This is a genomic window from Desulfovibrio simplex (assembly GCF_055387835.1).
This window is the reverse complement of record NZ_AP042377.1, coordinates 3045423-3064730: the sequence shown is the minus strand read 5'-3', so window position 1 is coordinate 3064730 and position 19308 is coordinate 3045423. Positions and strand designations below refer to the sequence as shown.

The following is a 19308-nucleotide window of genomic DNA, read 5'->3' as shown; positions in this document are numbered from 1 at the left end:
AAGCTCTCAATGGGGTTTACGATGAAAAGATTATGGGTGATTGGGGTCCTGCTGCTGGTGCTGCTGGGTTTTGTTCTGGCGCGCCATGCCGGGGTGCCCTCTTTTATATCCGGCAACGGTGCTGCGCAGCAACAGGAACAGACCACAACAGCGGACAACGGCACTGCCGGTGAAAACGTTCCGGACGCGGCCCGGCCTTCTGCACCTGGAACAGACGCCGCATCCCATTCTGGTTCCGCATCTGAAGATTCTTCCTCTCCCGAAAAAGCGGACGCCGCGGGCGCAGCCGGACAGACAGACGAAGGCGTGGACGCCGGTACGGCAGCCGATGCTGACGCCGCAGCCGATGCAGCCGATGCCGCCGATACCGGGGCCGCACCCGGCGAGGCGGTGGTCAGAGGAACCTTTGAAAAAGGGGATACTGTCAGCAAGGTTCTGGAAAGCGCCGGGGGGCAGGGGGTGCAACAGTACGTCAGCGCCGCCCGTCAGGTTTTTTCCATGCGTTCTTTCCGCGAAGGTCAGCCCTATCTCGTTGTGACCGACAAGGAATCCGGGCAGGTCAAACGCTTTGAGTACGAGATAGACAGCCGTCGCCGGCTCGTGGTGGAAGGAAGGGAAAATCCCGCCGCGCGCGTGGAGCCCATTGAATATGTGGTTCTGCTGAGTGCGGTTGAGGGCACCATCAACGACAACCTTTTTCAGGCCGTGGCCGATCTGGGCGAAAGCCCGCAGATGGCCCTCAAGCTGGCTGATCTTTTCGGCTCAGAAATAAACTTTATCCGCGACCTTCAATCGGGCGACTCTTTTTCCGTTCTGGTGGAAAAGCGCTACCGTGACAGCGAATACAAGGGGTATGGGCGTATTCTTGCCGCCCACTTCACCAATAAGGGCAAAACCTTTGAAGCCTACCTTTTTCGTGATGGAAGCCAGCGGGCCGAGTATTATAACCGCAAGGGAGAAAATCTGCGCAAAACCCTGCTGCAGGCTCCTCTTGCCTTCACGCGCATTAGCTCCCGCTTTACAAACAGCCGTTTGCACCCCATATTGAATTATACACGGGCCCATCACGGCGTGGACTACGCCGCGCCCACGGGAACGCCCGTAAAGGCCGTCGGTGACGGTGTGGTGACACAGCGCGGCTGGGCCGGAGGGTACGGCAATCAGATCATAGTCAAACACTCCGCCAGTCTTGAATCCATGTACGCCCACCTTTCGGGCTACGCGCGGGGGCTGGCCACTGGCCAGCGGGTGCGCCAGGGGCAGGTCATAGGATTTGTGGGCAGCACGGGACTGGCCACCGGGCCGCATCTGGATTTCCGGCTTCGTCAGAACGGCAAGTTCATTGACCCCACCAAGGCCATCAACCCTCGTGGCGAGCCGGTCCCCAAAAGGGCCATGGCGGAATTTGAAAAGACGGTGGCCGTGGAACGGGCCTATCTCAAGGGAGAAAAAAATCTCTCGGAATACGAGGTGGACAGTGTGGTGCCGGATGCGCCCATTGCCGCGCCCGAAAAGCCTGTGGAAAAAGAAAAGAGTAAACCCGCCAGGAAGAGTCGGCGCTGATGCCGCCGCCTCCGCAAGGAGGGCAGCCATGATGTACTTTGAACCCATGTCCGGACTGGCCGTGGTGGTGCAGAACACCCCGCCCGACACGACGGATCTCATTACCTATCCGCCTTCTGTCATCAGCGACAGCACGGCTGCGGCCGATCAGCTTTTGTCGGCAGAAAGCGCCCAGTCATTCATGCAGACGCAGTTCAGGATGGCCGCCGCAAACATACTCGGTCTGGGAGTCGTCACCAGCGGCTGGGCCTGATTTTTTGCAACAACGACAGATTTGATCAACCTGCCGCAATTCTGGCCTGAAAACAGGTTAAGGATTGCGGCGGTTTTTTTAGAGCATTTTAACTTTGAAAAAGTGTAAATGCTTTAACGCTGCACGAAAGTGCAGCGCGCCGGGCGTGGATTCAGCCGAGCTTCAGCCGTTGCGACGAAGGAAGCTTAGTCTGTCAGGGCTTGTTCAGCAGCTTTGCGGCAAAGGCCGCAGCGCCAAAACCGTTATCTATGTTGAGGGTGGCCACGCCGGGCACGCATGTGCTGAGCATGGTTGAAAGGGCCGCAAAACCTCCGGTTCCGATGCCGTATCCCACAGAGGTGGGCACTGCCAGAACCGGGCAGGAAACAAGCCCTGCCAGCACTCCCGGCAAGGCTCCTTCCATACCGGCAACGGCGATGATGATCCGTGCCTGGCGCAGGGCCTCCACATGGGTTGTCAGCCTGTCAAGGCCGGCTACGCCCACGTCTGTCACAAGACCGCAGTTTCTGCCCCAGAAGGCGAGGCAGCAGTATGCCTCAAGGGCCACAGGAATATCTGCCGCTCCCGCGGTCACAATCATGACTTCGCCCTCTTGCGGCCAGGGGGGCTGCACGGCCCTGGCAAACTCCGCGGAACTGCCAAGGGCGAAAAGTCGGGCGTCGGGCCAGTAACAGCCCACGGAAAAGCGTTCTTCAAGCAGCGCGGCCTGGTTTGGATTGACGCGGCTGACCAGCACCGGGCCGTGTTGCGACAGTCCCTCGACAGCCGCCAGCAAGGCCTCATCGCCCTTCCCCTGGGCCAGGACCACTTCGGAGAGGCTGGTGCGCAACGCGCGCTGCGGGTCAAGGGTAAGCCCGTGCAGGGTGTTCCGCACGGCCTGCGTGCCAAGAAGTTCCAGAGCGTTTTCCGGCTTCAGGCCGCCTGCGGCCACCTGTTCCAGAATTTTGAGTAATTGGGGTTTGGACATGCCCTTTTGTATACGTCAGGCTTTGCCTCTTGTCAGCAGTGTTACAGGACCATTTTTCGCAAGGCGCGGCAGCTTCGCTTTCATGCCGTGCGGCCGTGCCGCCAGGTAAGGGCGGATATGCAAATTTACCTTCCGCGTATGGCGGCGCAACTATGTATGGTTTTAATGTCTTTTGGCATCCCTTGGTTGCATTGTATCGCCCGACACGGTAAGAAAAATCCATGTTGACGCGCCGTTTACTATTTCTTACCCCCGCCCAAGCCGTAACAACGGTCTTTCCTTCATTGCGCGACGCCGGGTATGAACTTGGTATTGCTGAAAATCTCAAGGGAGCTTCAGTATTTATCCGTAAATCCGGCCCCGGGATCATTTTTGCGCGTCCCTCTCTGCCCGGCTTCAGGGTGGAAGATCTTCTTGCCGTGGGCGCTGAAGACCCCAATTTTCCTCCTGTCATTGTCATTACGGACAAGGGCACGGCCGAGGAGGCCGAACGCCTCATGAGTCTCGGAGCCAGGGATTACTGGCTTGAGCCTCTTGATGTGGAGCGCATTGTGACCGTGGCCCGGTCATTGGGCAACGGGGCGACCCGTAAGGCGCCGCCCTCCTCCACCCTTGGCGGCCGCAAGCCCCATTATGTGGGCACTGCGGGGCCGCGCATCGTTGGCAGACACCCGGCCATGACCAGGGTTCTGCAACTGGCGCGTCAGGTGGCGGGTTCGCGCGCCACGGTGCTTATCACCGGCGAATCGGGAACAGGCAAGGAAATGTTCGCCCGGTATCTGCACGCCATGAGCAAGCGCGCCGACAAGGCCTTTGTGGCCGTCAACTGCGCCGCTCTGCCGGAGCATTTGCTGGAAAGCGAACTTTTCGGGCACGAAAAGGGAGCCTTCACCGGGGCCATCGCGCGCAAGCCCGGCAAATTCGAGCTGGCCGACGGCGGAACCCTGCTGCTGGACGAAATTTCTGAAATGGATATGGCCCTTCAGGCCAAGCTCTTGCGTGTGCTCCAGGAGGGCGAGATTGACCGCGTTGGCGGCACGGAAACCCTCAAGGTGGACGTGCGCGTGCTCGCCACCACCAACCGCGATCTGGAAGACTGGGTCAAGCAGGGCAAATTCCGTCAGGACCTGTATTTCAGGCTGAACGTCATTCCCCTGCGCCTGCCCTCATTGCGGGAACGCAGCGACGATGTGCTGGAACTGGCCAACTTTTTTATGAATATGTACGCGCGCGAATACGAGCTGCCGCAGACGGCGCTGTCCCAGAGCGCCACTGACTGGCTGCGCGGCTATGACTTTCCCGGCAACGTGCGCGAACTGCAAAATCTGATGGAGCGCGCCGTGCTTCTGGCCAATGGCCGCCCGGTGGAGCCGCGCCATTTTCTGCTTGAAAATGACGACTGGCCGCTGTTTGAAGAAGACGAAGAGGACTTTGCTTCTGACGAAAACGGCAGCGACCACATCCCTGACGCCGCGTGGCCAGGTCAGGACAGCGCGTACGCGGCAACATCCCCGACAGCCCCGTCCGAGGCCCTCAACGGCGATGAGGACGCGCTACGGAGCCTGACCCGGACTTCGGGCGGCAGCACCATGGCGTCAGGCGGCGCTGTCATCCCCCTGCACGAGATGGAGCGCATCATGATTCTCAAGGGGCTTGAGGCCACTTCGGGCAACAGAACGCAGGCCGCGGACCTTTTGGGCATTTCAGTGCGTACCTTGCGCAACAAGCTTAACGAGTACCGCGCAGCGGGGCATCCCATCGACTGACACGCGGGCGGCGCGTCCTGCCTTTGCCGCCACCAGCACCAACAAAAACAGGCCTGAAGCCTTATGCGTGGCGCAAAATAAAGAAACCCCGGATGAACCGGGGTTTCCTGCCTCTGGCGAATCAGCGCCGCATCATTGCTTGGGATATGGATTAAGGGCAATGAACAGGGAGCGCGGCGTTCAGGGCCGGAAGAATGCCTCTTTTCAGAAAACTGTTTATTGTGCCGAAGGTCTACCAGCGTTTTGCAGCTAAAATCTGCCGCCAGAGGCCAGGGCGTTGCCTTATTTTAGCAACTTCCCAAAAAATGAAAATTCAGCAGCCGTTATTGATGGTACAGCAGGATTTTTTGAGCTTTTCATACAGCCAGGTGAAATCCAGCGTGCCCCGCTCTTCAATGCGGCGCAGTTTTTCCAGCCCTTCATCGGTAATTTTTTGGGCCTGCGCGGCCAGGGTTTCGGCTTCTTCGCCGCGTATGGCCACAATGCCGTCGTCGTCAGCCACAATGATGTCGCCAGGGTTGATGACGACATTGCCGATGCTGACGGGCACGTTGATTTCTCCGCAGGCGTCCTTGTACGGGCCATTGGGAGAAACCGCCCGCGTGTAAACGGGAAAGGGCATTTCGCTCAAGGCGCGGGCATCCCGCACGGCTCCGTCAATGACAAAACCAGCCAGCCCGCGCTTCATAGCCAGGTTGGCCATAATTTCTCCGCAAACCGCACGTTCCACATACGCGCCGCATGAGGCCACAACCACGTCGCCGGGCTGGGCGTTGTCCACAGCGTAATAAAGCAGCAGGTTCTCGCTGGCGGGCAGGTTAACGGTATAGGCTGAACCAAGCATACGGCCGAAGCCAAGAGGCTTGAGGGCTGAAGGCAGGGCAGCGTTGCGGCCCAGGGCGTCGCAGATGTCGGCGACGGCAAGGTCGGAATACAGGCTTATGATACCGGCGGGCAGGCGGTCCAGACTGCGGTTTATGACAAAGCGCATGAGTTGAGCCCTAGCTGTGCTTTTGGTTTAATTTTGCGCCCATCCATCGGTATGGCGAATTCAGACGGATGGGCGCGCGAAATGGGCATGGAGGAGTGTTTATGCCCTACTTGACAGGCTGCGGCGCGGCAGTCTGAGAAGCATTGTCGATACTGTCGAGGTCTTCGTCTTTTTCCAGCAGATTTTCCACATCGATCTTGCCGCTGAGCACAAGATTGGCGTGGTTAAGATCTATGGATTTTTCCCAGCGGCCGATGGCCACGGTGGCCACGCAGTTGCCGATAAGGTTAACGACGGCCCGCATTTCGTTGAGAATGCGGTCAATGCCGATAACCAGAGTCATGCCGACAACGGGAATGATATTGGTAGCCGAAAGGGTGGCCGCCAGGGCAATAAGCGCCGCACCGGCAACCCCGGCGCCGCCTTTTGAGGTCAGCAGCAGAACAAGCATCAGTGTGACCTGATGCTGGATGTCAAGGTGGATGTCCATGGCCTGGGCGATAAAGGAAGCGGCCATGGTAAGGTAAATGGCCGCGCCGTCCAGGTTGAAGGAATAGCCGGTGGGAAACACCAGGCCTACCACGGATTTTTTGACGCCAAGGGCTTCCATTTTTTCCATGCTGCGGGGAAGAACGGCTTCAGTGCTGGCAGTGCCGAGAGTAATGAAGATTTCTTCCTTCATGTACTTGATAAGCTGCCAGATGTTGATGCCCGAGAATTTGCAGATAAGCCCCAGAACAATAATGACGAAAAGCGCGCTTGTGATGTACAGACAGGCCACAAGTTTGCCCAGAGAGGCCAGAGCGCCCACACCGTATTTGCCGATGGTGAAGGTGATAGCGCCAAACGCGCCAATGGGCGCAAGTTTCATGATAAGGTTGACCACACCGAGAAAGGCGCTGCTGAACCGTTCAAGCGTGCCGAGAATGGCCTGTTTGGGCTTTTCGCCCATGTGCGAAAGACTCATGCCGAACAGCACCGAGAACAGCAAAACCTGCAAGAGGTTGCCTTCAGCAAAGGCGCCCACCACGCTGTGGGGGATGATACCCATGATGAATTCCTGGGTGGTCTGCTGTTTGGCGTGGGCAAACTTGCCCAGAGCAGAGGCGTCCATGGTGGCAGGGTCGGCATGGATGCCCGCTCCCGGCTGGACAAAATGAACAACAATAAGGCCGATAAATAATGCAAGAGTAGTGACTATTTCAAAGTAAAGCAGTGTTTTGCCACCAACGCGCCCCACTGCCTTAAGGCTTTCCATGCGGGCGATGCCCACGGAAACCGTGCAGAAAATGACCGGCGTGATGATCATTTTGATCAAATTGATGAAAGCGTCGCCGAGAGGCTTGAGCTTTACGGCGATATCAGGTTGAATGAAGCCAAAGGCAATGCCAAGGGCAATGCCCAGAAGCACCTTGAAATACAGCGTAGAACAAATTTTTTTTGACATATTTACCTCAAACACAGGTAGTGTATGGGGGGGCGCCACCAGCTTGCGGCACTGCATCCAGGTTGCGCCCAAGGGCACGGAGAGCCGACGCCGGGAGTGACCGGCGTCGGCTCTTAGTGTAATCCTCTACGCGCTTTCGTACAGGCGGGTCATGATAAATTCACGATGACCCAGGGCTTCAGCCGAGGTGTTGCGGCCGTTGCAGGTACGGATGAGCATTTCAAGCAACATGTCGCCGGCCTGATCCATATTGATTTCGCGGCGCAGCAGGCCGGAAACGTCAACGTCGATGTGCTCGTTCATGGTGCGCACGGTGCGCGGGTTGGCAGACAGTTTGATCACGGGCAGGATGGGGTTGCCGATGATGTTGCCCTGCCCCGTGGGGAAGAAGTGGGCCACAAAGCCGGAAGCGGCGCACAGGGTGACCATTTCGGCCGCGGCGGATGAGGAATCCATAAACCACAGGCCGGGGCCGGTGGGGGTTTCAGCCTTGTCGAGGCAGCCGATAACCGGAGCCTTGCGGCCGATTTTCTGAATGTTGCCGAGGGCTTTTTCCTCAATGGTGGTCAGGCCGCCTTCAATGTTGCCCTTGGTGGGCTGGGAGTCGCAAAGGTCGTCGGTCTTGTGGTCGTCAACAACCTTGGCGTAGCGGTCAAAGAAGGCCATGAACTTTTTGCGCACGTCTTCGTTGGCACAGCGCGCTGCGACCAGGTGTTCGCCACCGGTGATTTCGGTGGTTTCACCAAACAGGGTGGTGGCGCCGGTTTCCCACAGCTTGTCAAAAGCGTTGCCAACGGTGGGGTTGGCGGCGATGCCGGAAGTGGTGTCGGATTCGCCACACTTGGTGGAAACCCACAACTCACTCATCTTGCATTCGGTGCGCTGCAGTTCGCTGGCGTAGTGCACAAATTCTTTGGCCTTGAGGGAAGCGGCGCGAATGGTTTCCAGGTCGCCGTGCTGTTCAATGCCGAAGCCCACAACGGGCTTGCCGGTCTTGGCAATACCGTCAACCACGCGCTGCGTCCACACGGGCTCGATGCCGATGACGACAACGGCGGCCACGTTGGGGTTGCTGCCCACACCGATAAGGGTGCGGAAATGCAGGTCGAGGTCTTCACCAAACTGCAGGCGGCCGTAAGCGTGGGGCAGGGCCATGGTGCCCTTGATGTTGTTTGCCACAGCTTCGCAAGCGGCGTTGGAAAGGTCGTCCAGAGGCAGAATGATCACGTGGTTACGGATGCCCACGCGGCCATTTTCGCGGCGGTAGCCCATAATAGTCTTGTTCATTGGTTTACCACCTCTTGGTTTTGACGTTGTGGACATGCAGGTGTTCGCCACGCTTGATGGGCTTGATCACCTTGCCGATGTCGGTGCCGTATTTGATGACAGTGTCGCCTTCAGCGAGGTCCTGCAGGGCGATCTTGTGCCCGATCGGAATGTCGTTCAGGGTCTCGAACACCAGGGTGGTGTCGCCGTCCATGATCCAGCCGTTGAGTTGGTCGCCCTTTTTGACGCCTTCAACCACGACCACGCCGACGCTGTCGCCGGGTTCGTGCACCACAAAGTGGGTTGTCATACATGTCTCCTTGGATAGTATGGTAGTAATTAAACGTAACTTAAAGAACAAGGGATCATTATTGCATACAGTATTATGCGTATTTGCATTTGTTTCATTTTTGAATACAGGATTATTTTCTTGTATTATGTCGCAAATGCACGTTGATCACTTGTTTTACCTTAGGCTTGCCCAACCATAAGCAAGGTGTATGCCAAAGTTGTATGCAGAGCCGTAGTCAGCGCAGTATAAGGAGTTTTTTTCACAAAGTTGATTGTTTGTTCAATTAAATATGCCCGTTTATGGGAAATGTGCTTGTATTTGGGTAAAGGAATGATTAAATGTGGGCAGAGGTGAGTTATGCCCTATGAGATTTCAGCAGACGGCTTGAGCAACCCTTCCCAGACTGTAGGACAGGTGGTGCACCATTTGGCCAAACTGGTCGTGGGAAAAATGGACCGTAATGCTTTTTTCCGAATGCTTGCAAAGCAGCTTCGCGTTTTGTTTCACTATGACCGTTTTTGCATCAACCTGTATGATGCCGAAAGGGAGTTTTTGAATCTTTTTACGGCGGCTGACGGCACCGTGGTGGAATCGCTCTCCAATACCCGTATCGCCCATAACACGGTGGCTGGCCTGGCCATTGCCTCGCGCAAGCCTGTGGTCATCAATGACCTGGCGAAGCACGACTTTGGCGATTCGCCCATGCCGCTTTCCACCGTGGGCCTCAACTCCACCATTGCCCTGCCGCTCATCGTCAGCGGCGAGGTTATCGGCACCCTGCACGTTTCCTTTGTACGGCCCCCTGAAAACATCGTGCAGATTCTCAACATGCTTCTGGAGCTCAGCCCGGTGCTGTCCACCTTTCTTTTTGCCGTGCTGTCCGAGGAACGTCTTGAAAAGATCCGCGCTACGCATGCGGCCGTGTCCCAGACGGACACGGACACCACGGGCAGCATTCAGCTGGCCACGAACCTGCTTGAAACGCCCGATATGCGCAGGCTTATGGCCTTGGCGCGCAAGGTGGCCAAGTTGCACATCTCGGTAATGATCGTGGGCGAAACGGGTACGGGCAAAAGCATGATGGCCCGCTGGCTGCACAGGCACAGCCCGCGCCGGGGGAATAATTTTGTCAAGGTCAACTGCCCTTCCCTGCCCCCTACCCTTTTTGAGAGCGAAATGTTCGGCTACGCCAAGGGGGCGTTTACCGGGGCCACGAGCAAGCGCGTGGGCCGTGTTGAACTGGCCCAGGGCGGCACGCTTTTTCTTGATGAAATCGGGGAGCTTGCGCCAGAAATGCAAAGCAAGCTCCTGCAAGTGCTTGAAGAAAATTCTTTTGAACGGGTGGGCGAGGCTTCGCCCATTGGGGTGGATATCCGCATTATGTCCGCCACCAATATCGACCTTGGGGTCGCCATGGACGAAGGCCGCCTGCGCCGTGACCTCTATTACCGGCTTGGCTCGGTGGTGTTGCGCATGCCGCCGCTCCGGGAAAGAAAAAACGACATACCGCTGTTTGTGGACCATTTTGTACAGCAGTTTGCCAAGGAATATGAAATAACCCCGCCAAAACTTACGGGTTCCGTCATGGAAGCCCTCTATGAACACCCCTGGCCCGGCAACACGCGCGAATTGCGCAACGTGGTGAGCCGCCTGTTGCTGCAAACTCTGGACGGTCCCATTACCGACAGTTTCGTGGCCGAGGCCCTGCACCTGTGGAAAACTCCGGCAGGCAACGTGGTGCCCGGCCCGACGGTTCCGGCCGCCGTCCCGTCGCCAGGCGTGCCGTCAGGCGGATGGCAGGTGCCCATACTTCCCCATTCAGGCACGGAAAGCCGGAGTGCTTCCCCTGCGCTGCCCACCCTTGAGGAAAACGAAAAAGCGCATATAGAGAAAGCCCTGCGGCTCTGCGGGGGCAAGCTTTCCGGACCCGGCGGGGCTGCGGATATGCTTGGCGTGCCGCGTTCCACCTTGCAGCACCGCATACGCAAACTGGGCATACAGTGAGGATGTGTTCCCCTTTTTTGACGGATGTGCAGTCTTTCTTGAGTTTCCACCGGATTGCGCATATGATGCCGCTCTACGTCAAGAGCAATTACGCATTCCGGAGTCCGCATGCTTGAGTATATCCGTGATAAATCACAGTCCCTGGGCGTCAAACTGGCCTTTGCGCTTATCATCCTCGTCTTTGTTTTCTGGGGCGTGGGCAACTTTAATGACCGCAGCGCGGGCACTCTGGTGGCCGTGGTCAATGGCGACGCCATTACCATGCGCGAGTTCGAGTTCGCCTACCGCAACGCCGAAGAAAACCTGCTCCGGAGCAACCCCGGGGTTACGCGCGAGCAGTTGAAGCAGCAGCAGTTGGGCCGTCAGGTGCTGCGTGACCTTGTCACCCAGACTTTGCTGTCCCAGGAGGCCGCCCGCACCGGCGTGACGGTCACGCCCGTGGAACTGCGCGTGGCCATTGGCAACATCAAGAGCTTCCAGAATGAAAAAGGGCAGTTTGATCCCGCCGTGTACGCCCGCGTTCTGGCGGCGCAACGCCTTACGCCCGCCCAGTTTGAGCAGGATACGGCGCGCGAGATGCTGCGGCAGAAGATCTACGCCATGGTGACGGCCCCTGCCTGGGCCGACCCCGCTGAAGCGCAGAAGCGCTTTGAATTCCTGCGTGAAAAGCGGGACGTGGACTATATTTTCATCAACGCGGCGGACTTCGCCTCTTCCATCAAACCTGCCGATGAGGACGTGGCGGCCTATTACGAAAGCCATAAGGCCCAGTTCGCCGTTCCCGCCAAGGCCGACGTTTCCTATGTGCTGGTGAATCCGCAGGATCTGGTGAAGGCCAGCAGCATCAGTTCTGCCGAAGCGCAGAAGTGGTATGAAGAAAACGCCGCCCGCTTTGAGCAGAAAGAAGAAGTGAAGGCGGCCCATATTCTCGTGCCCCTGGCCGAAGACGCCTCCGAGGCTGATGTGAAAAAAGCCCAGGAGCAGGCCGCCAAAATTGAGGCCGAGATCAAGTCTGGCAAAAGTTTTGCCTCTGTGGCCGACGAACACAATGGCCCCAATGCCGCCGGACTTGGCGGCGAACTTGGCTGGGTCAAGCGCGGCATGACCGTGAAACCCTTTGAAGACGCCGCCTTTGCCCTTGACGCTGGCAAGGTTTCCGCCCCGGTGCGCAGCCAGTTCGGCCTGCACATCATCAAGGTTGAAGAAAAGAAGGCGGGCGGTCTGCCGCCTTTCAAGCAGGTGGAAGCCGAAGTTCTGGCCACCATGGCTCAGGAACAGGGCGTGGACAAGCTGCATGACGTGGTGGACAGCCTTGTTGAAGACAATATCCTTGGCCGCCCCCTGAAGCAGAGCGCGGAAAAGTACGGTCTCAAATGGGGTGAAACCGGCCTGCTCACCGCCGCCGACCTCGTGAAGACGCTGGGCGTCACTACCGAAGGCGCGGCTGTTCTTGTGGGCACTCCGGCGGGCAATCCCGTGGACACGGCGCTTGAAGCCGGCAAGTCCTATGTGGTGGCCCGTGTGCTCAAGTCCGAGCCCGCAACCACGGCCCCCCTTGATTCCGTCAAGGGCCAGATTGTAAAGGCCCTGACCGAGGAAAAGGCCCTTGTTGCGGCTATGGACGCCGCAAGCCAGCTGCGTAAGGAGCTGGACACCGCGCCCTTGGGCGCTGCGGGACTGAAGGGTCGTGAAATCAAGAATGCCAGGGGCGTGGAGCGCAACGGCGGTCTGCCCGGTTTTGCGCCCAACCCCGAGATGACTGGCGCGCTGTTTGAAGCCAAGGCTGGCCAGTGGCTGCCCGTGGCCTACGCGGTTGAGGGAGACAACGGCTCCGGCGCTGTTCTCGTGCGGGTCAAGGGCGTACAGCCCCCTGACGCTGGCGAATGGGATATGGTCAAGGATATCATGGCCAATGCCGTTACCCGTGACCGGGCCAATGCCCTGTTTGAAATGTTCATGCAGCGGCTTGCCTCCAGCGCCAACATAAAGGTTTACAACGAAGATTTTGTTGACCGTAAGAATATGTAACAGCAGGCGTCTGTCAGGCGACGGGAGCCGCGCGCACAGGCCGTGTGCGCCACATCTTGAAAAGCCTGAATAAAGAGGCTGTTGCGCCTGATGCGATTCTATTCTGGCCGGAGCCGCTTGACGGCTCCGGCCTTGTTTGTCAGAGCAAGGCATGTGATCATGGCCGCGAACGGCAAGGACGTTTCAAAGCCGTGAATTTTCGCGGCGCCGGGGGCACGGTCTTCCGGCCGTATATAAGGAGGCACGTTATGTGCGGCATTATCGGTTACGCAGGACACAGACCGGCCGTTCCCGTTGTGGTGGAAGGGCTGCGCAGGCTTGAATATCGCGGCTATGACTCCGCTGGCGTGGCCTTTGTGCGCCAGAACGACATACATGTGGTGCGCGCCATGGGCAAACTGGCCGCCCTTGAAGAAAAGCTCGCCCACGAGTCCGTCACCACGCCCACATGCGCCATGGGGCACACGCGCTGGGCCACGCACGGCGTGCCCGCTGAACGCAACGCCCATCCCCATTGCAGCAACGACGGCTCGCTGGCCATTGTGCACAACGGGATCATTGAAAATTACCAGGAAATCAAGGCGGAACTGACAGGCAAGGGGTATACCTTCAGTTCTGAAACCGACACCGAGGTGCTGGTCAATCTTATCGCCGAGCGCCGCAAGACTTCGCCCGACCTGTTGCACGCCTTTGCCACAGCCCTGCGCGAGGCGCACGGGGCCTATGCCGTATGCCTTATGGACAAGGCCGAACCCGGCGTCATCTATGCCGCCCGCATGTCCGCCCCGCTCATCTTCGGCCAGGGGACGGGCGAAAATTTTGTGGCCTCGGACATTCCGGCTTTTCTGCCCTACACGCGCAAGGTGGTCTTTTTGCAGGACGGCGACCTCGTGCGCGCCACGGCGGGCAGCTATGAGATCCTGCGCCTTGAGGACCTCAGTTCCGTGAGACGCGAAACGCAGACCATCCAGTGGGACATGCAGGCCGCGCAAAAAGGCGGTTACCGCCACTTCATGCTCAAGGAAATTTTTGAGCAGCCCCGCGTCATTTCCGATGGTCTCACGGGCCGGTTAAGCGCTGACAAAAGCCAGGTGCGCCTGGAAGAGCTGGACGCCCTGCCCGTGCCGAAACGCCTGCACATCGTGGCCTGCGGCACCTCCTATCACTCGGGTCTGTGGGGGCGGCATCTGCTGGAACACTGGGCGCGCGTGCCCGTGCAGGTGGAAATCGCCTCGGAATTTCGCTACCGCGACACCCTGCTGCTGGACAAGGACGACATGGTGCTTGTCATCAGCCAGAGCGGCGAAACGGCGGACACCCTTGCGGCTCTGCGCATTGCCAGACAAAACGGCGTGACCGTGCTTGGCCTGTGCAACGTGGTGGGCTCATCCATCGCGCGCGAGGCCTCCGCCGTGCTCTATACCCAGGCCGGGCCGGAAATCAGCGTGGCCTCCACCAAGGCCATGTGCAGCCAGATGCTTATGCTGGCCCTCATGGCCCTGTACTGGGGAACGCGCAAAGGCTGCCTGCCCACTGACGAATGCCGGAGCACTTTGCAAATTCTGGAAAACCTGCCTGCCCTGCTGGACGACTGCCTGCCCGCGCTGCACGAGCGCGCCAAGGAAATCTCCCGCAAGTACGCTCAGGTGCGCAATTTCTTCTACCTTGGCCGTGGGCACTGCTATCCCCTTGCGCTGGAAGGCGCGCTCAAGCTCAAGGAGCTTTCCTACATCCACGCCGAAGGGTACGCGGCGGGCGAAATGAAGCACGGCCCCATAGCGCTCATTGACCCGAGCTTTCCCACCTTTGCCCTGGCTCTTGACGACGTGCTGCTTCCCAAGGTGAAGTCCAACATGGTCGAGGTTCAGGCCCGGCAGGGGCAGGTCATTGCCCTGACCAACAAGGGTGTGGAACTGGACGCTGAAGATCGCTGGGAAATCCCGGCCCTTCCGGCCCCGCTTTCGGCTTTTCTGGCCCTTCCCGCCCTGCAGCTGTTCAGCTATGAAACGGCGGATTATCTTGGCAAGGACGTGGACCAGCCCCGCAACCTGGCCAAAAGCGTTACTGTGGAATAACACTTTCCCCAATGCGGGTTTAGAGCAATTTCACTTTGAAATTGCTCTGGCGGCTGCGTGAGCAGACGCCCGCCGCGGAGGCGCAAGCGCAGCTTCAGCCGTTGCTTCAGCCGGTGTGACGCGCGACGCAGGAAGCTACGGATAAAGACAGCCTGAGTGTAACTACACAGTTCACTCCATACAATCGCTGTCGCCAAACGACTGCAAACGCCCGCTTGAGCGCGTAGCGGTGCGAACAAACAGCGTTTGCTCATTCACGTGAGTTTCTGTCCGCGCGGCCGTCAGAACAGCTTCACCGTATGATGGTTTTCCAAAAGCCCCTGAATCAGGGGCTTTTTTATTATTTAAGAAAGTATATTTAGCTGTAATTCACCGGTATAAGCGAGGATGTGGAGCTTTCAAATAAAAATGTCTTTTGCTAAGATGCGATAAGACTTTTTTGCACTTTGTATGAAAAGTAATAAATACCGCAAAGATGAGGGTTCAATAAGGTCATGTGAATGGAAAGACTGGCTAGAAGGAAAATTCGTATATTCTATTATGCAACAAGCTTCCTGGCGATGCTGGCCTTGTCTGTGGCCTTGTCGGTGCCTTATTTCATATCTGTGCGCAAGCAGTTTGATGCGATGGTGGCCGAATCAAAGGCCCGCATATTCGGTGAAAAAAAGGACGCCCTTGCTGAAAGGGTTGAAAGGGTCATTGCCGAAATCGAAGTCATACGCGGGACAGTGTATACCGAGTATCAGACACTGGCCGAAGCCCAATGCGCCCTGCTGTCGACCCTGAAGCTGGACACTGCCGGCATTATTAATGGTTTTGACCCCAGGGTGACCAAAAGAACCACCCGGTTTGTGCTGCACAATTCCGGCATCGGACTTGCGGTGTACGACCGTGTAAACCAGAAAATCCTCTGGACCGATGAGGTGGATCTTGTGCCTCAGCTGCTTGAGGCCTTCAAGCACGCGCAGCAGAGCCCCTCGGACGAGTTTCCTGTATGGGCCGTGGGCAACCTCGCCGACAACAACCTGATTGCCATTTTTGCCATTGAGGACGCCCTGGACCACATCGCCAAGAAGCGCAGCATAGCCATTGTGCGCAGCCTGCATTTTCCGCTTAACCAGTATGTGTGGATTAACGGCATCCGCAACTACAGTGGCGGGCCGGGCTATGCCGTTCGGGTCGTGCACCCGTCCATGGAAGGAGATGAGGAGGTGCTGCTGTCCACGGAAACAGCGGATCCAGCAGGCAACCTGTCCTATAAAGACGAGCTGGAAGGCGTGCTCAAGCACGGGAGCATCTATCTTTCCTATGTCTTCAAAAAACTCAATTCCGACGAGCTGAGCGAAAAACTTGCCTACGCCCAGCTTTACAAACCCTTCGACTGGGTTGTGTGTACGGGCATACACACCGACGATATGCTGAGCATCGTGGCAAAGCGTGAATCTGATTTCAACAGGGCCTTCAGAAATCAGATTTCATCGTATGCCAAGATTATTTCCATCATCAGTCTGCTGTACATTGGCATGATTCTCTTTTTTGAGCGCAGGCTGACCGGCATGATCAATGTTTTCATAGACAAGCTTAAGGAAGACGAGACAGCGCTGCGCGAAGAAAAAAACAAGCTGGACTATGCCTACCAGGAATTGCAGCGCGTGGCTTACAGCGATTTTCTCACAGGGCTGCTCAATAGGCGGGCCATGTATGAAAGGCTTCAGCAGGAAGTTTCACGGGCGCAGCGCGAGGGGCTCAAGTTTTGCCTCATATTGGCAGACATTGACCACTTCAAGTCCATCAACGACACCTTCGGGCATGACACGGGCGACAGGGTGCTCAAGGCCATTGCGGGGATTTTTCGCCAGCATATCCGGCCGGAGGACAGCGCCTCGCGCTGGGGCGGCGAAGAATTTCTTATCCTCACCCCTTCGCGCTCGTTGGAAGAAGGTCTGGTTCTGGCAGAGGACCTGCGCAAGGCTGTGGAAAGCACGACCATCTATGATGGCGCCACTACCGTCACCACGACCATAACCCTGGGCGTAGTGGAGTATTCTCAGGGCAAGACCTTTGATTCACTTATCAAGGAAGCGGATTTTTATCTTTATGCTGGCAAAAAGCTGAAAAGAAACTGCGTCATGTCAAGCGTAAGCACAGTCTGAAGAGATCTGTGGCGCTCTACAAAAAACGCACTCCCCTTTGAAAACAGCCCTGATAATACACAGAACAGCCCGGAAAAAACCGGGCTGTCTGTATTTGCGTGCGCGCAACGGTAAGAGCCGTGCCGCTTGAGCGGATAAACCTTGAGATGGTGGGAGGCGCAAGCGCAGCTTCAGCCGTTGCGACGCAGGAAGCGACGGATAAAGACAGCCTGAGTAACGACACAGTTCACTCCATACAATCGCTGTCGCCATTCGTAAGGCTCGCAGACTCGCCAACGACTGCCGCGAAGCTGCGCTTGAAGACAGCATGCGTAACGACACGGCTTGTCCCTTACAATCGCTGTCGCCATCCGTAGCGATGCTGTCCTGCCCCGTAAGACGGTTTCGTCAACGGTTCAGGCAAGCCCTTCGGGCGCGTTAGCCGTTGCAGCGTCAGCGGCTTACGGATAACGACAGCGACTCTTTGGGTAAGATTTTGCGTAACTCATTGCCGTCTTTATCCGTAGCTTCCTGCGTCACAACGGCTAAAGCAACGGCTGCCGCGAAGACAGCTCCGCGTTAAAATGCTCTAAAGATACGGCGAGAATATCCAGCAGGCGGCATTGCGCAGCTTGACGGGCAGGGACAGGGTTTTCAGCTTGTCTGCCGTAATTTCGGTGCTGCGGCTGATGACATCGTCAATGTGCGCAGCAATGCCTTCACAAAACTGCGGGTCGAACACTTCCATATTCAGCTCAAAATTGAGGCGCAGACTGCGCGTATCCAGATTGGCCGAGCCAACCTGGCTGTAGTAGTAGTCCACGGTGAGCAGCTTGGTGTGGGCAAAGGGCGGCGGCTGATACCAGACGCGCACGCCAGCCTCAAGCAGTGTGGGCAGAAGGCGAAACTGCGCCCAGTGCACGTAAAACAGGTTGTTTTTGGCGGGCAGCACCACCCTTACGTCCACACCGCGCTGGGCCGCGCTGCGCAGGGCCGCCACAAAGCCGTGTGTGGGCAGAAAATAGGGCGTCATGATGCGCACAGACTGGCGGGCGGCGTTGACAACACCACAAAAAATATCATTGAGAACGTCCGCTTCGGAACCGGGGCCGTCCATAATGATGCGGCAATGGCTCTCTCCGACAGGCAGGCCGGTGGCCGGTGGCAGGGGCGTGTATTTGCCCGTGCAGAAGCCCCAGTTGAGCAGAAAGGCCCGGCGCAACTGGTCCACAATGGGCCCCAGGCAATGAAAATGCACGTCCTGAACGTACTTGGACTTTCCGGCGGCGATGTTGTCATCAGAAATGTTCATGCCGCCAGTAAAGGCGGTATTGTCGCAGACAAGCATCTTGCGGTGGTTGCGCAGATTGATGCTGAAGTTCGGCGGAAAAAGCCGCGGCGGCAGAAACATGGCAACCTGAACGCCGTGCGCCGCCAGATTTTTCCAGGGTTTGCGCCAGGAATAGAGCATGCCGATGCCGTCCACCAGCAGGCGAACGTCAACGCCGCGTTGCGCCGCTTCGGTCAGGGCGTCGCCAAACTCCGTGGCAACCTTGCCAGCATTGAAAATATAGGTGCACAAAAAGACCTGCTCTTTGGCTTCGCGTATGGCCGCGAGCATTTGCGGGTAGGCTTCGTCGCCATTGCGCAGGGTCGCGAGCTTGTTGCCGCCGGACAGGTGCTGTTCCGTGAGGTGACGGCCGATTTTTTCCATGCTGATGATGTATTCGGGCACTTTTTCCGGCGGGTTTTCGGAAAAAGGCGGGTGGGCGTAGTCGGGCTCAAGCGGCTCCTGACGCCGCATGATGCGGCTGGCGCGGCTTTCTGCCCGGCTGATGCCAAAGGTGGCGTACAAAAGCGGGCCGATCAGCGGCAGCAACAGGGCCGTAACCGTCCAGCCCAGCGCCGCGCGCGGATCGTGTTTGGTCAGCAGCGCATGGCAGACGGCAACCCACGACAGGATATGTATGGCCAGAATGGCCAGTGTTTCCAGCACACCTATAATCATTTGACATCCTTTATTATTACGCTTTTCCCCGCAAGGCCAGTGACGCCAGCCGCCTGTGGTAATAGAAAAAACTGATGGGCTCGCCCTGCGAGCCGCGCCATGCTCCTGCCCTGGCCAGAGCTGGGCAACCCGGTTCTGACAACTGGCGTAGCGCGGCGGCAGCGCAGAGCTGGCTTTTTGTCGAAAAACAGCATTCCTGCCGGGGCGCGCATGGCACGGCGCGCTCCGTCTCGCGTACCACGCACGCAATACGGCAGGCTCAAAATGTTTTTGCGCGGACCAATGGTGGCGTGTGCATTCGCAATGTTTACGACACGCCCGCTTCAACGCTGACGGCGCGACATATTGTGCTAACGCCGTCAAGTGCTCCCCAGGGTGTTCGCTCCTGATCAGAGCAACGTTGTCATTCTGCGGAAAAATGCGATTCCCAGCAGCGTCGAGCACGTTGCGAGCATGTCACCTTTGAGATGATGTGACGCCAGAAAGGCACTGCCTCAAAATCTCCGTTTCAAATCC

The 19308-nt window shown here is 57.6% G+C and carries 13 protein-coding genes; 7 read left to right on the top strand and 6 right to left on the bottom strand.

What is annotated here, in order from left to right:
* Positions 1-21: 21 nt before the first annotated feature.
* Complete coding sequence (locus ACZ5DH_RS12545) at positions 22-1563, top strand: peptidoglycan DD-metalloendopeptidase family protein (protein WP_464254592.1); 1542 nt, start codon at positions 22-24, stop codon at positions 1561-1563.
* A 28-nt stretch (positions 1564-1591) separates the two neighbouring features.
* On the top strand, positions 1592-1816 hold the full coding sequence (locus ACZ5DH_RS12540; protein WP_464254591.1) for a hypothetical protein: 225 nt from the start codon (positions 1592-1594) through the stop codon (positions 1814-1816).
* 193 nt (positions 1817-2009) lie between these two features.
* Here ACZ5DH_RS12540 and larB read toward each other — a convergent pair whose 3' ends face one another.
* Entirely contained in the window at positions 2010-2783 is a 774-nt protein-coding gene (gene larB / locus ACZ5DH_RS12535; protein ID WP_464254590.1) for a nickel pincer cofactor biosynthesis protein LarB, read from the bottom strand.
* Between the two features lie 221 nt (positions 2784-3004).
* Here larB and ACZ5DH_RS12530 point away from each other — a divergent pair, with 221 nt between their 5' ends.
* The gene (locus tag ACZ5DH_RS12530; RefSeq protein ID WP_464254589.1) at positions 3005-4549 is read left to right on the top strand and encodes a sigma 54-interacting transcriptional regulator; all 1545 of its coding nucleotides are present in this window, start codon (positions 3005-3007) and stop codon (positions 4547-4549) included.
* A 313-nt stretch (positions 4550-4862) separates the two neighbouring features.
* Here the strand turns inward: ACZ5DH_RS12530 and ACZ5DH_RS12525 are convergent, their stop codons facing one another.
* The 4 genes from ACZ5DH_RS12525 to ACZ5DH_RS12510 all read right to left on the bottom strand — a co-directional run bounded on the left by ACZ5DH_RS12525 (position 4863) and on the right by ACZ5DH_RS12510 (position 8563).
* Positions 4863-5540, bottom strand: a complete 678-nt coding sequence (locus ACZ5DH_RS12525) for an RraA family protein (RefSeq protein WP_464254588.1) — start codon at positions 5538-5540, stop codon at positions 4863-4865.
* A gap of 106 nt (positions 5541-5646) precedes the next feature.
* Positions 5647-6987 (bottom strand): C4-dicarboxylate transporter DctA, encoded by a 1341-nt coding sequence (dctA, locus tag ACZ5DH_RS12520; RefSeq protein ID WP_464254587.1) that lies wholly within the window; start codon positions 6985-6987, stop codon positions 5647-5649.
* Positions 6988-7113: 126 nt separating this feature from the next.
* The gene (locus ACZ5DH_RS12515; protein ID WP_464254586.1) at positions 7114-8274 is read right to left on the bottom strand and encodes a UxaA family hydrolase; all 1161 of its coding nucleotides are present in this window, start codon (positions 8272-8274) and stop codon (positions 7114-7116) included.
* Between the two features lie 4 nt (positions 8275-8278).
* Positions 8279-8563 carry a UxaA family hydrolase gene (locus ACZ5DH_RS12510; protein WP_464254585.1) on the bottom strand — a complete coding sequence of 95 codons (285 nt, stop codon included), beginning with the start codon at positions 8561-8563 and terminating at the stop codon, positions 8279-8281.
* A gap of 339 nt (positions 8564-8902) precedes the next feature.
* Here ACZ5DH_RS12510 and ACZ5DH_RS12505 point away from each other — a divergent pair, with 339 nt between their 5' ends.
* The 4 genes from ACZ5DH_RS12505 (at position 8903) to ACZ5DH_RS12490 (ending at position 16805) form a co-directional block, all read left to right on the top strand.
* Complete coding sequence (locus ACZ5DH_RS12505) at positions 8903-10549, top strand: sigma-54-dependent Fis family transcriptional regulator (RefSeq protein ID WP_464254584.1); 1647 nt, start codon at positions 8903-8905, stop codon at positions 10547-10549.
* 108 nt (positions 10550-10657) lie between these two features.
* Entirely contained in the window at positions 10658-12577 is a 1920-nt protein-coding gene (locus ACZ5DH_RS12500) for a SurA N-terminal domain-containing protein (protein ID WP_464254583.1), read from the top strand.
* A 248-nt stretch (positions 12578-12825) separates the two neighbouring features.
* Positions 12826-14652: a glutamine--fructose-6-phosphate transaminase (isomerizing) gene (glmS, locus tag ACZ5DH_RS12495; RefSeq protein WP_464254582.1), complete on the top strand. Its 1827-nt coding sequence runs from the start codon at positions 12826-12828 to the stop codon at positions 14650-14652.
* A gap of 626 nt (positions 14653-15278) precedes the next feature.
* Positions 15279-16805, top strand: coding sequence for a diguanylate cyclase (locus ACZ5DH_RS12490; RefSeq protein ID WP_464254581.1), 1527 nt, complete (start codon positions 15279-15281; stop codon positions 16803-16805).
* Positions 16806-17373: 568 nt separating this feature from the next.
* Here the strand turns inward: ACZ5DH_RS12490 and ACZ5DH_RS12485 are convergent.
* Positions 17374-18792, bottom strand: coding sequence for a phospholipase D-like domain-containing protein (locus ACZ5DH_RS12485; protein ID WP_464254580.1), 1419 nt, complete (start codon positions 18790-18792; stop codon positions 17374-17376).
* Positions 18793-19308 lie beyond the last annotated feature (516 nt).

Bases quoted from the DNA above. Each gene is read 5' to 3' on its own strand.
- ACZ5DH_RS12545 (WP_464254592.1), top strand. From the start codon at position 22: ATGAAAAGATTATGGGTGATTGGGGTCCTGCTGCTGGTGCTGCTGGGT.
- ACZ5DH_RS12540 (WP_464254591.1), top strand. From the start codon at position 1,592: ATGATGTACTTTGAACCCATGTCCGGACTGGCCGTGGTGGTGCAGAAC.
- larB (WP_464254590.1), bottom strand. From the start codon at position 2,783: ATGTCCAAACCCCAATTACTCAAAATTCTGGAACAGGTGGCCGCAGGC.
- ACZ5DH_RS12530 (WP_464254589.1), top strand. From the start codon at position 3,005: ATGTTGACGCGCCGTTTACTATTTCTTACCCCCGCCCAAGCCGTAACA.
- ACZ5DH_RS12525 (WP_464254588.1), bottom strand. From the start codon at position 5,540: ATGCGCTTTGTCATAAACCGCAGTCTGGACCGCCTGCCCGCCGGTATC.
- dctA (WP_464254587.1), bottom strand. From the start codon at position 6,987: ATGTCAAAAAAAATTTGTTCTACGCTGTATTTCAAGGTGCTTCTGGGC.
- ACZ5DH_RS12515 (WP_464254586.1), bottom strand. From the start codon at position 8,274: ATGAACAAGACTATTATGGGCTACCGCCGCGAAAATGGCCGCGTGGGC.
- ACZ5DH_RS12510 (WP_464254585.1), bottom strand. From the start codon at position 8,563: ATGACAACCCACTTTGTGGTGCACGAACCCGGCGACAGCGTCGGCGTG.
- ACZ5DH_RS12505 (WP_464254584.1), top strand. From the start codon at position 8,903: ATGCCCTATGAGATTTCAGCAGACGGCTTGAGCAACCCTTCCCAGACT.
- ACZ5DH_RS12500 (WP_464254583.1), top strand. From the start codon at position 10,658: ATGCTTGAGTATATCCGTGATAAATCACAGTCCCTGGGCGTCAAACTG.
- glmS (WP_464254582.1), top strand. From the start codon at position 12,826: ATGTGCGGCATTATCGGTTACGCAGGACACAGACCGGCCGTTCCCGTT.
- ACZ5DH_RS12490 (WP_464254581.1), top strand. From the start codon at position 15,279: ATGGTGGCCGAATCAAAGGCCCGCATATTCGGTGAAAAAAAGGACGCC.
- ACZ5DH_RS12485 (WP_464254580.1), bottom strand. From the start codon at position 18,792: ATGATTATAGGTGTGCTGGAAACACTGGCCATTCTGGCCATACATATC.